This window comes from Bacteroides sp. K03 (assembly GCF_019734355.1).
Lineage (GTDB): Bacteria > Bacteroidota > Bacteroidia > Bacteroidales > Bacteroidaceae > Bacteroides > Bacteroides nordii.
This window is the reverse complement of sequence record NZ_JAASHC010000032.1, coordinates 46,898-61,041: the sequence shown is the minus strand read 5'-3', so window position 1 is coordinate 61,041 and position 14,144 is coordinate 46,898. Positions and strand designations below refer to the sequence as shown.

At 39.9% G+C, this 14,144-nt stretch carries 12 protein-coding genes and 2 tRNA genes; 4 read left to right on the top strand and 10 right to left on the bottom strand.

What is annotated here, in order from left to right; all coding sequences use genetic code 11:
* Positions 1-166 precede the first annotated feature (166 nt).
* The 4 genes from HCG69_RS17280 to HCG69_RS17265 all read right to left on the bottom strand — a co-directional run bounded on the left by HCG69_RS17280 (position 167) and on the right by HCG69_RS17265 (position 5,142).
* Positions 167-1,465, bottom strand: a complete 1,299-nt coding sequence (locus HCG69_RS17280; protein WP_221651067.1) for an NAD(P)/FAD-dependent oxidoreductase — start codon at positions 1,463-1,465, stop codon at positions 167-169.
* Between the two features lie 421 nt (positions 1,466-1,886).
* A complete protein-coding gene (locus HCG69_RS17275) occupies positions 1,887-3,023 on the bottom strand; it encodes an AAA family ATPase (RefSeq protein WP_221651066.1) in 1,137 nt (378 codons plus the stop codon).
* The gene (locus tag HCG69_RS17270; protein WP_221651065.1) at positions 3,001-3,729 is read right to left on the bottom strand and encodes an RNA ligase family protein; all 729 of its coding nucleotides are present in this window, start codon (positions 3,727-3,729) and stop codon (positions 3,001-3,003) included. The genes HCG69_RS17275 and HCG69_RS17270 overlap by 23 nt, the downstream gene beginning before the upstream one ends.
* 15 nt (positions 3,730-3,744) lie before the next feature.
* Complete coding sequence (locus HCG69_RS17265) at positions 3,745-5,142, bottom strand: RtcB family protein (RefSeq protein WP_221651064.1); 1,398 nt, start codon at positions 5,140-5,142, stop codon at positions 3,745-3,747.
* 457 nt (positions 5,143-5,599) lie between these two features.
* Here HCG69_RS17265 and HCG69_RS17260 point away from each other — a divergent pair.
* Both HCG69_RS17260 and HCG69_RS17255 read left to right on the top strand, forming a co-directional pair.
* A tRNA-Lys gene (locus tag HCG69_RS17260) sits at positions 5,600-5,672 on the top strand.
* Positions 5,673-6,004: 332 nt separating this feature from the next.
* Positions 6,005-6,592 carry a lipocalin family protein gene (locus tag HCG69_RS17255; protein WP_221651063.1) on the top strand — a complete coding sequence of 196 codons (588 nt, stop codon included), beginning with the start codon at positions 6,005-6,007 and terminating at the stop codon, positions 6,590-6,592.
* A 34-nt stretch (positions 6,593-6,626) separates the two neighbouring features.
* On the opposite strand, the gene HCG69_RS17250 is transcribed toward HCG69_RS17255, so the two are convergent.
* The gene (locus tag HCG69_RS17250) at positions 6,627-7,205 is read right to left on the bottom strand and encodes a Crp/Fnr family transcriptional regulator (protein WP_221651062.1); all 579 of its coding nucleotides are present in this window, start codon (positions 7,203-7,205) and stop codon (positions 6,627-6,629) included.
* A 125-nt stretch (positions 7,206-7,330) separates the two neighbouring features.
* Here HCG69_RS17250 and HCG69_RS17245 point away from each other — a divergent pair, with 125 nt between their 5' ends.
* Complete coding sequence (locus HCG69_RS17245; protein ID WP_221651061.1) at positions 7,331-7,651, top strand: multidrug efflux SMR transporter; 321 nt, start codon at positions 7,331-7,333, stop codon at positions 7,649-7,651.
* Positions 7,652-7,747: 96 nt separating this feature from the next.
* Here HCG69_RS17245 and HCG69_RS17240 read toward each other — a convergent pair.
* The 3 genes from HCG69_RS17240 to HCG69_RS17230 form a co-directional block, all read right to left on the bottom strand.
* Positions 7,748-7,820 (bottom strand) — tRNA-Lys (locus tag HCG69_RS17240).
* 88 nt (positions 7,821-7,908) lie between these two features.
* Complete coding sequence (locus tag HCG69_RS17235; protein WP_221651060.1) at positions 7,909-8,712, bottom strand: MBL fold metallo-hydrolase; 804 nt, start codon at positions 8,710-8,712, stop codon at positions 7,909-7,911.
* Positions 8,713-8,800: 88 nt separating this feature from the next.
* Complete coding sequence (locus HCG69_RS17230; protein ID WP_221651059.1) at positions 8,801-10,183, bottom strand: peptide MFS transporter; 1,383 nt, start codon at positions 10,181-10,183, stop codon at positions 8,801-8,803.
* A gap of 99 nt (positions 10,184-10,282) precedes the next feature.
* On the opposite strand from HCG69_RS17230, the gene HCG69_RS17225 reads away from it, so the two are divergent.
* Positions 10,283-10,678, top strand: coding sequence for a BT0820 family HAD-type phosphatase (locus HCG69_RS17225; protein WP_221651058.1), 396 nt, complete (start codon positions 10,283-10,285; stop codon positions 10,676-10,678).
* 81 nt (positions 10,679-10,759) lie between these two features.
* Here the strand turns inward: HCG69_RS17225 and HCG69_RS17220 are convergent, their stop codons facing one another.
* Positions 10,760-13,090 carry a tyrosine-protein kinase family protein gene (locus HCG69_RS17220; RefSeq protein ID WP_255586193.1) on the bottom strand — a complete coding sequence of 777 codons (2,331 nt, stop codon included), beginning with the start codon at positions 13,088-13,090 and terminating at the stop codon, positions 10,760-10,762.
* A 10-nt stretch (positions 13,091-13,100) separates the two neighbouring features.
* Entirely contained in the window at positions 13,101-13,892 is a 792-nt protein-coding gene (locus tag HCG69_RS17215) for a polysaccharide biosynthesis/export family protein (protein WP_002560253.1), read from the bottom strand.
* Positions 13,893-14,144 lie beyond the last annotated feature (252 nt).

Here is a 14,144-nt window from a genome sequence, read left to right as displayed (position 1 = left end):
CCCAGCGGCAAGGGGCGGGACCACCCGTCCCGACGAGCGTTGGTTTTCAGTGTTTACAAACATAGTAACTATTATAACTCTAATACTATTCTTAATAAAAAAGGGAATAAGTCATCGCAACATTCCCTTTCCCATATCTATTAAAACGAGAGCAACATAACATATATCATTTCTTCGGTTTTACTCTTTTCACAGGCTTTATTATTAATCGCAACGAAGGGTCATAAGTGAAATAACTCCACATCCAGTCTATGAAAATGAAAAGTCTGTTCTTTACACCTACAATACTCATTAAGTGAATGAATAGCCAGACTGCCCAGGCAGGAAAACCACCAAAACGGATATTCTTCAACTCCACAATGGCGTTATTTCTTCCGATGGTAGCCATCGAACCTTTATTATGATACACAAAAGGTTTAAGTGGAAGCCCCTTTTCTATGTTGTTCAGATTCTGAACAAGAAGCTTAGCCTGTTGAATAGCCGGCTGAACAACCTGAGGATGCCCCCTCGGATAATCTTCTGAAATCATTAGAGCAGTATCACCAATAGCAAATACATTGTTAGTACCGACTACCTTGTTGAAAACATCTACATTCAGTCTGTTCCCCGGTCCGTAAGCGTCCTGCGGAAGTCCTTCAAGACTGTTAGCTTTCACACCTGCTACCCAATAGATATTTGTAGAAGGTATGGCCGTACCATCTCCCAGAGTAAGCAAATCATTTTCATAATCTACCACCTTGGAATCCACCTTTATTTCAACTCCTTTTTTTGCCAGATAGTCATGTACTTCGGTAGACGATTTTTCGGAGAAAGCCGAGAGTAGGCGAGGGCCTGCATCGATAAGGACAATACGCATCTGCTCTATATCCAGATCGGGATAATCTTGTGGCAAAATGAACTTACGCATCTCTGCCAATGCACCCGAAAGTTCTATTCCGGTAGCTCCGCCACCTACAATTATAAACGTCATCAATTTTTCCCGTTCTTTCAAATTACTCGTGTTCTGCGCTTTCTCAAAGCTTTCCAGTACTTGGTTACGGTTATAGAGAGCTTCTGCCGTTGTTTTGAGAGACATGGTATGGAGAGCCATCTTATCGTTACCAAAATAGTTGGTATAACATCCGGTTGCAATTACCAGATAGTCGTATTCAATAGCTCCAATGGAAGTTTCCAACATATTTTGTTCAGAAATAACCCGCTGGGCTTCACAGATACGAATATGAAAATATTTACGCTTTTTAAAAATCTTACGGAAAGGGAAAGAGATTGCACTCGGCTCTATACCGGCTGTAGCTACCTGATAAAGAAGAGGCTGAAACAGATGATAATTATTTTTGTCTAACAGAACAATTTGAAAATTGTCATTTTTTAGTTTGCGTGCCAGCTTTAATCCTCCAAAACCACCGCCTACAATAACTACTCTTTTTCTTTTTCCTTTATCGGGAATATCAATTTTATTCATCATGTTATTATTATATTAATCTGATAGTATATTAACATCACAGAAGGGAAAATTGTTTTTGTTATCCACTACCTCCAAACGTGTTTTTGTCAAGAGTAGATTTATTGATTATTAACCTGAAAGCGACTTTCTCAGAAGATAATATCAGTTGCATTGCAACACAGTAGCATTTACATCGCAACATACCGAGAAATGCATCGTAACATAGTAACAAACGAACCGTAACATACCATGTAATCTTGAATAAGTACCGGGAAAAACTGCAATAGATACCTGCCTATATACCTTCAGAAGCCGGTATAAAAAAATAAAGGAGAAAGCCATAGCTTTCTCCTTTACAAGTATTCTAACTGAATCTACTTTATGATTACAATTACAAAGATACTGTTTTTTTGACTAAAAGTCAAGCATCCGATGTATTATTTCATAGAAAATCTTTTTTATTTATCTCATTCTCTACCAGATACTCCACTTCGTGAGCTTCCGTCAATTGAGGTACCTCAAGCTTACCAAGCATACTGTCCAACACACTCTCCGGAAGCGGATATTCTCTTTCACGGTTCTGTTTTCGCCAAACGGAATAGTCTTTCTCAACATAAACCACTTTAACACGAGCCCCATACCCGGCAAAGAGATTGATAAGCTGAAAGCGCATCAGAGTAGTAATATTAGTTGCATTCCATATGAAATCCTGCCCTTTACGCAAATAAGCACGGGCTATCTTTTTAGCTTCCTGCACCACCCATCCATTTGCCGATTTGTCAGTAGGACTCAGTTTATTCTTCCGGCGAATATCATCCAGGCTGATAACAGGAAGAGCTATACCGGACGTTTCAAGATAATGATCTTTTCCCATTCCCGGTAACCCGGATAACAGAACAACATTACACTTAAACTTTTCATACGGAATGTAATCTATATAGCTTTCTTCCGTATGAAAGTAACGAAAACGGGCATGATCAGTGGTAAATTCTCTGCTCTTTTTCCAGCACCCCTGCTCACGGCAGAAGATTTCAAATAACTCCAGCGATTCCATCAAAGTATTTTTATCCTGACAGATACGTCCTTTTATATCAGCTTCGGCAAGTAAACGGAGTTGCGAAGTGTCCACTCTGAAAGCTGCCTTGGCAACCTGTCTCACAGGATCCTGCTTTTCCATCAGCCATAAAGGGAGCCCGTGAAACCTTACAAGTGATGCTATCTTTTCACGAATGATAAAAGGAGTTGATGTATCCTTGTACAAAAGCGTACGCACAGTATATTCTCCCTTACGGGCATGCCCTTTGGCAGTGACACTGCCATCTTCCTCAATGACTGTAGTAGAACGTTTTTCTACATCATGCAGTAGTGCAGCCGTCCAAAGTATTTCCTTGTCCTGCTCTGTAAGGGCAAGATAGCCGGGTAGTTTCTGTAATTCTTCTATCACCCGCCAGGTATGTGTAGCCACATCTCCTTCGGCATGATGAAACTGGTCCTGAGGAATCCCATTCATATCGCGTAACCATTCGAATTGTAGTTCGAGCGAGCTACGATCTTTCTTATCTGTTAATGTCCAAATCATATTTTTCTTTATTTTCATTAAACTCCCAGAAAAGCCGGGCACGCTTCCAGTGACGTGTCCAATGCTCATCTGTTTTCACATGTCCTTTGCGCACATACTTAAATACATTGTGTGCAAATTCGCTAACCGGATATTCATCTGTATTCCGCACTACCAACCCTTCACGCGTACAATCTTCTCCGGTAAAAGGATCTTTTGTACCAAAGGCTCCCGGTTGCCGGGCAAGCGTAAGTATCTGCTGCCGAAATTGTTCCTGAGGAAGTTCTGCAACGGACTCCAATCCCAATTCGGGAACCGTTGGCAAATCAAACATAGCAGCATAAAACTTTACCTCTTCCCAGGATAACCATTTATCGAGGCAACGCACGGCAAAAACATAGAAATACGATTCTAACCGTTTGTATTCAATAGAGTGAACAGCATACAGATTTTCACCAAATAATTCAAGACTGCCCAAATCATGCTTCATTAATTCCCAACGCTCACGCAGTTGTCGTGTCCATGGAGAAGTAGCAGGTGCAGCATGTGACCGTGCAAATACGCCGACGCTGTTCAGGCAATTATTCTCACCGTCCAATTTTTCGGTATATACAAGCGTGTCAATCCGCTGGATATCTTCCCAATAAGTATGGTTGATGCGGTCGTCACTTGTAGTTCCCGGTGAGAAAGGAAAGTGATACGTACGACCATATTTTTCTGATAACATTTTGTTTTTATTTAATTATTCTTTATTCATTCTTACGATACGGGGCATAAAACGCCCTTGTATCTCTACCAGGTTTTCCTGTGCCCGCATCACTCTTTCGATGTCCTTATAGGCAAGAGGCATCTCTTCCACACTGCCTCCGATAAGGGTTACACCCGCTTGTACCAGGTATTTCTTTAAAGCGGACTGTGTGAAGGTGCTTTGGGCCTGTTGTCTTGACATCGCCCGTCCGGCACCATGAGAGGCCGAAAAGAGAGATTCACGTACTCCTTTACCACAGACCAGGTATCCGGGAGTAGCCATACTACCCGGAATAAGTCCGGGTTGGCCTTTATAAGCCGGAGTAGCTCCCTTGCGGTGAACAATGGCAAAGTTACCGGGTGCTATTTCCTCCTCCCAGGCAAAGTTATGGTGATTGCTTACATTAGCAACCGGGATCAATCCCAAGGCTTTGGCAAGATTAAGATGAATCCTTTCGTGACAAGCCCGAGCATAATCTCCGGCAAGATTCATACTCATCCAGTATGCTTGTCCCTCTTCCGAATGGAGATCAAGCCAAGCAAAACACTGGGCTTCGCGAGGTAATTTACAAGATTCACGTGCCAGAAAACTATAATGTTGTGCAATAGCAGCTCCTAATCCACGTGAACCTGAATGAGACAACAAAGCAACATAATTCCCGGCAGGTAACTGTAAAGCATTGTCCGCCTCCAGTTCCAGTTCTCCGAAGTTCACAAAATGATTCCCTTGTCCCGATGTTCCTAATTGTCGGACAGCCTTCCCATGTAACTTTTGTAACAGGGGTGTCAATCGGAATTCTTCTCTGTCCAACACTTCATGCTCCTGTGTAAACTCTAATCCACCATCCATACCAAAATGTGTGTATTCCTTTAACGCCACTTTTGTCTGATGAGCATATCGTTTCAGAAAATCCGGCTTCGCATCAAAAACCGTCAAACTCATCCGGCAGCCAATATCCATTCCTACGGCATAAGGTATTACTGTGTGATCTGTTGCCAATACACCGCCGATAGGCAAACCATATCCGGCATGTGCATCAGGCATCAACGCTCCTGCCAGTGTTACCGGGAGACGCATGGCCAGTTCCATTTGTTGTTTGGCGGAACTTTCTATAAACTTGTTACCGTAAGTTTGGTAGACCAACGGCACTTCTCTCAGATCATAGACCTGAAACTTCCTTTCTATAATGGTGGGAGAGAAGTGTTCCGCCAGTTTCCCCCATACTTCATCATTTTTATATGCTTCGGGATTATCAAGCACATTTGCTAAACGAACCAGAATTTCTTCTTTACTTTCATACTTGCAATGTTTGCTTACAATGGCAACAGCCAGACTGCGTGCCACATTATTTGTATATCCCAGTTTGCTTAAATCTTTTAAACGTATTCCCATGATTTCTTACATAGCACACTGATCTCATCCCCGGAATAAACATATAATGTTCCGGAGTAATGAGGCAATATGCCTGTTAGCAGTGCAGAAGAAGACAGAACATAACATCCCCGCTTCACCACACTGAAGTGATTAAATAATAAAATAATAAGATTGCAGGACTAATCAATTTTTCTCCGGCAGCAGTTTCACGGAGTGTTCAGATAATAAAATTACTGGGGCTCTTCATCCCGATGAGCCGCTTAGTCCTGATTTTGATGTGTTATTTCTCCAACATAATTAATACCCTTTCCATAGTTTAAAGGGTGAATACTAAATTTATCGTTGCAAATGTAATTCATTTTTTAATGATAGCAAAGCGAAAGAAAATAAATTTAAAAATAATCGCTGCAAGGTTTGCTATTTTAAAATAAAGCTTTACCTTTGCACCCGAAATCAAAAAAAGCATAATACTAATGCACTCTTAGCTCAGTTGGTAGAGCAACTGACTCTTAATCAGTGGGTCCAGGGTTCGAATCCCTGAGGGTGTACAAAAAGGAGACTATTTTTAGCCTCCTTTTTTATTTGTCTTAAGTCGACAAAAAACTTTAAGACCAATAAGAAAACTGCGTCGCTAGCACATTGATAATCAACCAATAAAAGAGTATACACTTTTGCATATTAAAAATGTACATTCTTGTTATGTATCATTGTACACTTTTGCAATACATAAGTGTACACTCTTGTAATTCCCCTTCATACAGGTTAGTGTAACGCCTTCATTTCTTTCCGGGAAAGAGTATAGTTATTCAGGTAAAAATGTAAATTTAAAAATATAAATACTACCTTTGTTTCATTGTTACTATTTTAAAATTAATTGAATATGAAAAAATTAGTTTATCTGTCGACTTCAGTAGTATTTTTATTGGCTGGCATTATTTCATGCAAACAAGCTCCAGCCACTCAAATCATTAACGGAATCGTGTATGATGCAAGCATGAACAACCTGACAATTATCTCTGATCAGGGAGATACGGTAAACATCAGCACAATGGATGCCAATCCACAGAAAGTGCCCGGAGTATTACTCAATGATTCTGTCAGAGTAACCTGCACCCATGAAGATATAGACGGAGTTAAAATTCTGAAAGCCGACGAGCTAACAATTACCGTGCATTCTCCTTATTACTATATTCAGGGAACCTGGCTTGAACCCAATCCTATAAATCTCAAAGAGATGCAAGGATTCACACTCAATCAAAACGGAACGGCCAGTTCTGTGAATATGGCAACTTTACTGATAAAAAACTGGAATCTGGATAATTGGACACTGACTCTGCGATATGAAAGTATTGGCAACAAACAGACCATTACAGGAACCGATACCCTGAATGTAGTTAAAATCGATGCAGATTCACTCATTCTGGCCAAAAAGGCAGAAGTAGTGTGGCGACTGGCAAGGCAAAAGTAATCAGAGATCCTACCGTAATTCATGAATACCTTATTTATATTGTCATACTTTTAGTGTTGGCACGTATCCTACTCAAATGCTCCGATGAAATACCAAGATAGGAAGCAATATGCCGCAACTGTACACGCTGTAAAATCTCCGGTTTCTCTTTCATAAGCCGGAGATAGCGTTCGGTTGCCGTCATAGACAAACTGGAAATAAGGCGATGTTCGGTTCCTACAAATTCTTTTTCTATGAATTTCCGTGCCCAATTGCATACTTCCAGATCTTGCTGATACAATTCATGCAACTGTTTTAAATTCATTTTGTACAACACGGAATCCTCTAAAAGCTCTATCGTCTCATACCCTTTCTCACCATTCACATATCCCTGAGCAGATATAATAATATCATTTTCCTTCCCAAACCAGATTGTAATATCTCTTCCGTCCACTTCAATATAGGCCCTGGCGATACCTTGCTTTATCAGATATACATCACGTTCGATCTTATCTTTAGTGAACAAAATAAATCCTTTAGGATAGGAAATTTCATCCCATATAGACTCCAATTTATTCATTGTATTCTGTAAAATGGTATCCTTTGAAGGACAGGAAAATGATGTAATATCCATAACATGACTATATTTTGTCCGACAAATATAACTGATTTTATCTATTAAAATACTTAATTGATAATTATCAATTACTTTTTCTAACCAAGCTCATATCTTTACTGAAAATTTTAAATAATTAAATTATGGCATGGTTATTATTGATTGGAGCCGGGCTACTGGAAATAGGATGGCCTTTGGGGTTCAAACTGGCAAGTATTTATGAGAAATATTTCTATTTATTCATCACCATATCCATTGTTTCTATGGGAGCAAGTGGTTTCTTGTTATATCTTGCACAGAGAACAATTCCTATTGGCACTGCATATGTCATCTGGACAGGAATCGGAGCAATAGGGACAGTTCTTATCGGTATCTTCTTCTTTCATGATTCAACAAATATATTCAGACTGTTGTTTGTACTGCTGATTCTGACAGGAGTAGTAGGACTGAAAATGGTACATTAGAATAAGCCAGAAACAGAAAGAATCTATTAATAATAAAAGAAAATCCGTTGTATTTATTCAAAATACAACGGATTCTTTTATTTTACAAAATGCTTGTACACCCTCAGGGATTCGAACCCTGGACCCACTGATTAAGAGTCAGTTGCTCTACCAACTGAGCTAAGAGTGCTTATCTTCTCATTTGCGCTTGCAAAGGTAGATTTTTTGTTTTATTCAGCCAAACAAAACAGGAACTTTTTTAGCCGTTTTTATTGCTTTCATTCGAATTCATACAGATCTGATGGCGTACTTCGCTTTAATGCAAGCAGTTGCACATCTTTACCTACAATGATTCCTTTGTTCTTTAATTTCCATTCCACAGTCTTGTATGCCAATTCCGGATGATTATTATCTTTACTCAGGTGGCAAAGCCAGATATAACGTAGATCTTCGGTAAAGTTCTCTGCCAGGAATTCGGCTGTTGCTATATTACTCATATGTCCCGTACCGCTTGATATACGTTCTTTCAGATATTGCGGATAAGGTCCCATCTTCAACATCTCTTCATCATAATTGGCTTCAAGAATCAGGTAATTGGCTTTGCGGATGTATTTGGCAGCGGTAGGAGTGATCTCGCCAAGGTCAGTAAGGAAAGAGAAGATCTTACCATCTATCTCAATGCAATAACCCACATTATCTGTTCCGTCATGAGGGACTTCGAAAGACTCTATATGGAAATCCTCCAATTCCATCGGCTGTTCCTTTTCCAGATAACGGACAGAAGAATGTAACTTCTCCGTCATACAATAACTCTTATTAATTCCGGCATGAACACGAGCCGTTGTATAAACCGGAATATTCAGTTTTTCCCCCAAATGTCCTACAGCTTTGATGTGATCGGCGTGATCATGAGTCACAAACACAGCACGTATGGACTCCATTGCTACATTAATGTCTCTCAGTGTCTTTTTTATCGTTCGTATTCCAATGCCGGCATCGATTAGTATTCCATATGTATCAGTACCCAGATAATAGCAGTTTCCACTACTGCCACTTGCCAGGCTTATAAATTTTACTTTCATTTCGTATCCTTTTCTTTAAAATGCAAATTGCCGTCAACTTTTGTGGCAAAGTGACGGCAAATATACACAAAAAAGAAGAAAATAAGCCTTATGCTTTCTTCTTTTTGTCGATGGATTGGGTGATTTTAGCGAAAATAAGAAGAGCAATAGCTGCTACCAATCCTATACCCGCAAAATAATACCAGATATAATGAGCATTCACACTGGCAGCCTCCCATGCTTCATGTGATTCAAACAAAATTGGATCCGGACAATATTTCGTTAATAAAATACCAGCCAGCCCAAAACCAAAGATAGAAGAGAGGAATGAGTGCAGATGACTGAATCCCAGATACATTCCTTCTTCGCCTTTAGGTGCTTGTAAAGAGAAATATTCAAGATAGCGCGGAGAAATAAAACATTCAGCCAACGCCTGTATTACAATACCAACAATCATCATTAAGGTAATATTAGTCATGCCGGATATTATATCATTTCCAAGCAGGTTACCACAAGCCATCAATAATGCTGAAACCGGAATCAGAAACATACCGATATTCATAGAAGTGATAGCGGTACGCTTTGCCATCAACCGGGTAATAAAACTGACACAACAAACCACCACAAAAGGATTAACATTAGCAATCCACCCCGGCTTCGCTGTTTCGCCCGCCATACGAATAACATACTTCGGCATAGTGGCATACAATTGTTGTTGCACCATCCAGAATCCGGTAATGATTAAAATAAGAATCAGTAATCGCCAATTAGTCATGATTCGTACAAAACCACGCCAGATTTCATGCATACTTTTTCCTTCACCCGCCGTATGTGTTGATTTATAGAAGAAAATCACTGCCAGAAGAGCAAGCAATGTCATGCCACCGGAAAAATAATTGATGTAAATATACGCCTGCTCACCTATAAAGTTTCTCAGTGGATCAATAATGGTTTTACCGGTGAAAGCACCAATATTTACCATCATATAGAAAATGGAGTAACCCCGTGCACGTGTAGCTTCTGTTGTCTCTTTGGCTACTGATGCAGAAATGATAGATTTGATAAAAGAGCCTCCTATCATAAGTATAGTCAGGACAGGAACTATCATCCAACGGGCATTGCTGTCCGGCAAACCGGAAAAACGGGTTACTTCACCATAAGTAACCAGCCCCGCCGATTCAAGCAGGGTAGGTAATACTCCTAATCCCAAATATCCGATGGAAAGAAGTGAAAAGGCAATGATCATAGACCGTCGGAAACCTATCTTATCAGCATAAGCTCCCGAAAAAATAGGAAGTAAATACAATCCGCCGGAGAAAAGACCGGATATCATACTTGCTTCTAAATCATTAAAACCTAAAATACTGGATAAATAGATCGTGAGAACGATAAACACAGCATAATAAGCCATGCGTTCAAACAGTTCGACTGTGTTGCTGACCCAAAAGGCTTTAGTGAATCCTTTGGTAGCACTTTGAGGGGAATTGTTCATGTAAATTTTCTGTTTTTATGTATTAATTCAGCGCAAAGATAGTCTTTTTTGGCTATTTATATGTACATTTGTCAGCAATAACACCTAAGAAATAGTGAAATGAGAATAGCTGTAGACTTTGACGGAACCATTGTAGAACATTGTTATCCACGTATTGGCAAGGAAATTCCTTTTGCGATTGAGACCCTGAAACTGTTACAACGAGAGGGGCATTGGCTGATATTGTGGAGTGTACGCGAAGGCAAACTCCTGGAAGAAGCTGTAGAATGGTGCAGGGCACGAGGCCTTGAGTTTTATGCAGTGAACAAAGACTATCCGGAAGAAGAAATGACAGATAAAGATTATTCCCGGAAACTAAAAGTAGACTTATTTATTGATGACCGTAACCTGGGAGGACTTCCCGACTGGGGAATTATTTATCAAATAATAAAAGAGAAAAGAACCTTTGCCGAGATATACAAGCAAGAGCCTAAAAAGAAAAGAAAATGGTTTTGAAAATAAAAAATACCGCAAGAGAAATCTTCCCATATTAAGATTTCTTTTATGCGGTATTTTTGTTGAGTGAAAAGAAAAATGCTATTTATTGTTTTTATGCCCATAGCCATATCCGTAACCGTACTTGCCATAAGCATATTTTTCATCAGACATATTGTACCCGTTTACCAATATGGAAATACGATTCAACTGACCACCTGATTCCAAATCCCGTATGATTGACAAAGCCTTTTTGGGTGTATAATTCAACCGGCATACATAGAGAGTGAAGTCCGTTATCTTTCCAAGGCTCAATGTATCACTCACCATACCTACCGGAGCCGAATCGACGATAATATAATCAAATTGTTTACGCAAATAATCAAAGGCTACCCTAAGTTTTTCTTTTTCCAATTGTTCTGCCGGATTGGGAGGTACAGGACCTGCAGGAAGCACAGACAGGTCTTTATGAATGCCGGAAGGATAGATAATGCTATCCAGGGACACTTCACTCCCGGAGAGGTAATTAGTCATTCCCTGTTCGTTTCTAATCTTAAAAAATTCAGCGAGTCTCGGACGACGAATATCAAGCCCCACAATTAATACTTTGCATCCCAGGAAAGCAAAAGTCAGCGCTAAGTTTATACTCGTAAAACTTTTACCTTCAGCACTCATCGTAGAAGTCACAAGAATACATTTCTTATCATCTCCTTCGGCCATAAAACGAAGGTTACTGCGCAAACGCCTGAATGCTTCATCTATTACATCATTCCGACCGTCTTCAACTTGCTGTTCCGAATCATTCATTTGTGGAATAGTCCCCACCTGTGGTAAACCAATTGCTTCCAACTCAGATAGTGACGTCAATTTAGTACGGAAAATTCCTCCAAACAGAACTATTCCGGCAGTAAGCACAAGAGACATGAAGCTCGCTCCGGCATAAATCATCATACTTTTGGGAGCTACCGATGCATCAGCAGCAAGCGCCGCATCAATAATACGTGCTTTATTAATAGTAGCAGCCAATGAGATAGCAGCCTGTTCTCTGCGCTCAAGTAACATCAGATAAAGATTCGCCTTAATTTGTTGCTGACGGTCGATGTTATTAAATTCTCTCTCTTGTTTGGGCAAATTATCTATCCGGGTATTAAAATAGTTTGTTTTCTGCATAATATCGTCACGCGCTATCAGTAAACCATTTTTTATTCCCGAAAGCGAATTGAGCACATTCCGCCTTAAAGCGTCAATCTTAATACCCTGGTTTATAACAGCCGGATTATTCTCTTTCATTATATGCAACAATCTTTCACGCTCCAGCAATTCTTTATTATACTCATTTACTAATTTGGCAAGTTCAGTATCTGCAATTCCGGTATTAATGGGCAATAAAGAAAAAGGGTGGTTACTATCTTGCAAATATTCATAGATATAAGCAGTCATGTTCAATTGTGTTTCTACATCAAGCAATTTCTTCTCGTATTCATTATTTGTATTAAGATCAAGTACCATGTTGGTTTTTATATCACTAAGACGCTCTTTCAGTTTATAGCGTTCCAGATTCTTGTCCACAAAGCCCAGTTCACGACTGATACTATCAAGCCGCTCTGTTACAAACTGCAAAGTATTTCCTGTCACTTTGTTTTTATCTTCCATCGCATCACGGTTATAAATTTCAATCAATCTGGAAAGGAAAAGCTCTGCTCTGCGCTTACTGACATCCGTGTATGAAAGAGAAATAATCGATGTTTTCTTAGAAATGGTACTAACGGAAAGACGTGATGCGCAACTTTTCACAGCATCTATAGGACGGCAAATCATAATTTTCATAGTTCCCGGCCATTCACTCTGGTCGTTGGTCATACGAAGCATCACTTTTCCTGCGGGCGTTTCAACAGTAACCGGAAACCCTGTAAACTCAGTTGTCCGGCAAACATCATTTAATGCTGCAGTCACTACATATCCTCTTTTCTTACTATCAATTTCCAGTAGCAAAGTTCCTGTCAAAGTATCCATAGCCGCTTCATCAAGAATAGCAACCAATGGTGAAGCAGTATCTTCTACGTATCTGAAGTTTTTTCTGATGCGATAAGTCGTATGCAAACGAAGCTCATTGACTACCTGTAAAAGGGTAGAACGCGAACGTAGTATCTCCATTTCATCATCAATCTGAGTTCCTGTATTAGGAAGTTGGGTATTTGCCATGGCAAAAAGTTCGTCAACTACTTTATTCTGATTCTCTGTCTCCTTAATAACAATGGAAGCAGAGGCCTGATAAACAGGAGTTACTAAATGAACATAAATAAAAGCAGCAGCCAATGCCAGAATAAGAGAAGCAACGAACCACTTCCATCGGGCAAGAAGTTTGTAAAAAAGCTCAATTAAATCAATCTCCTGTTCCTGAACAGGGTCATTCGTCATTCGGTTATTTTCCATAATCTTTAAATTAGCGAAGTATGTTAACAATCAATCCGGCAAGTGATATCAGAATAGAAGTAACAGAAACCAGCAATGTAGTAGAAGAACCGATATTGGCACTTTGAGACTTTGCTTTATTAGGTTCTACATATACAATGTCATTCTGCTGCAAATAGAAATAAGGTGAGTATATGATATTGGCATCATTCAGATTCAGTGTAATAATATGCCGGTGAGAGTCGATGTCCTCTCTCATGATTCGTATACGATCTCTTCTTCCATAAATCGTGAGATCGCCCGCCATAGCTAATGCTTCAAATACATTTATCTTTTCGTTAATCACCGTATACATATTGGGGCGATTCACTTCTCCTATGACAGATACTTTATAGTTTATCAAACGGACGGTAACAATGGGTGGTTCTTTCAGGTACTTATGCAACTGTGAAATAATCATTTCAGAAGTCTGTTGTGTTGTGAGTCCGCCTACTTTCAATTGTCCCAGAACAGGGAAAGAGATCTCCCCTTCATTGTTAACGAGATAGTTTTGCAATGTAGGTTGGGAGACAAGACTGGAAAGGCTGTTGCCCGACTGGGCAGAAGGAACAATCAGATTGAATGGCAAAGCTGCTTCCGGTTCGGGGGTACTGACAGAAATGGTTATTAAGTCTTTTGGCATGATCCGGGCATCAAAAGCCACGGAAGATTCCGGTATTTCTACACTTTTCTCTTGTAAATAGACAACCCGCCTGCTTGATGCACAAGACATGACAACAAGACACAAAGCTACAACCATGGTAGCCTGAACTGCTCGATTCATTACTGTTTGTTCGTAGCCGGTGGTTCCCGCACCAGCTATTCTAATTATATATAGAAAGCGTGGGAACTGTTGCCATTATCTGTCAAGAGGTATCGCCAAACACCCGAAACACAAATAATGAAGCAACAGCCCACGCCCAACTATACATTCGTAGATATACAGCGAGCATGAGCGTTTTGTTGCTTATTATTCCAGTGTCTCTTTTGAAATTGGCGATTTCCTTGACAAGAATAATATCGTAAACGCTTCTAA

What these genes read in the sequence shown, in the direction of transcription:
- HCG69_RS17235 (WP_221651060.1), bottom strand. Translation starts at nt 8,712, where the DNA reads ATGAAAGTAAAATTTATAAGCCTGGCAAGTGGCAGTAGTGGAAACTGC.
- HCG69_RS17220 (WP_255586193.1), bottom strand. Translation starts at nt 13,090, where the DNA reads ATGGAAAATAACCGAATGACGAATGACCCTGTTCAGGAACAGGAGATT.
- HCG69_RS17230 (WP_221651059.1), bottom strand. Translation starts at nt 10,183, where the DNA reads ATGAACAATTCCCCTCAAAGTGCTACCAAAGGATTCACTAAAGCCTTT.
- HCG69_RS17225 (WP_221651058.1), top strand. Translation starts at nt 10,283, where the DNA reads ATGAGAATAGCTGTAGACTTTGACGGAACCATTGTAGAACATTGTTAT.
- HCG69_RS17245 (WP_221651061.1), top strand. Translation starts at nt 7,331, where the DNA reads ATGGCATGGTTATTATTGATTGGAGCCGGGCTACTGGAAATAGGATGG.
- HCG69_RS17275 (WP_221651066.1), bottom strand. Translation starts at nt 3,023, where the DNA reads ATGATTTGGACATTAACAGATAAGAAAGATCGTAGCTCGCTCGAACTA.
- HCG69_RS17250 (WP_221651062.1), bottom strand. Translation starts at nt 7,205, where the DNA reads ATGGATATTACATCATTTTCCTGTCCTTCAAAGGATACCATTTTACAG.
- HCG69_RS17255 (WP_221651063.1), top strand. Translation starts at nt 6,005, where the DNA reads ATGAAAAAATTAGTTTATCTGTCGACTTCAGTAGTATTTTTATTGGCT.
- HCG69_RS17270 (WP_221651065.1), bottom strand. Translation starts at nt 3,729, where the DNA reads ATGTTATCAGAAAAATATGGTCGTACGTATCACTTTCCTTTCTCACCG.
- HCG69_RS17265 (WP_221651064.1), bottom strand. Translation starts at nt 5,142, where the DNA reads ATGGGAATACGTTTAAAAGATTTAAGCAAACTGGGATATACAAATAAT.
- HCG69_RS17215 (WP_002560253.1), bottom strand. Translation starts at nt 13,892, where the DNA reads ATGAATCGAGCAGTTCAGGCTACCATGGTTGTAGCTTTGTGTCTTGTT.
- HCG69_RS17280 (WP_221651067.1), bottom strand. Translation starts at nt 1,465, where the DNA reads ATGATGAATAAAATTGATATTCCCGATAAAGGAAAAAGAAAAAGAGTA.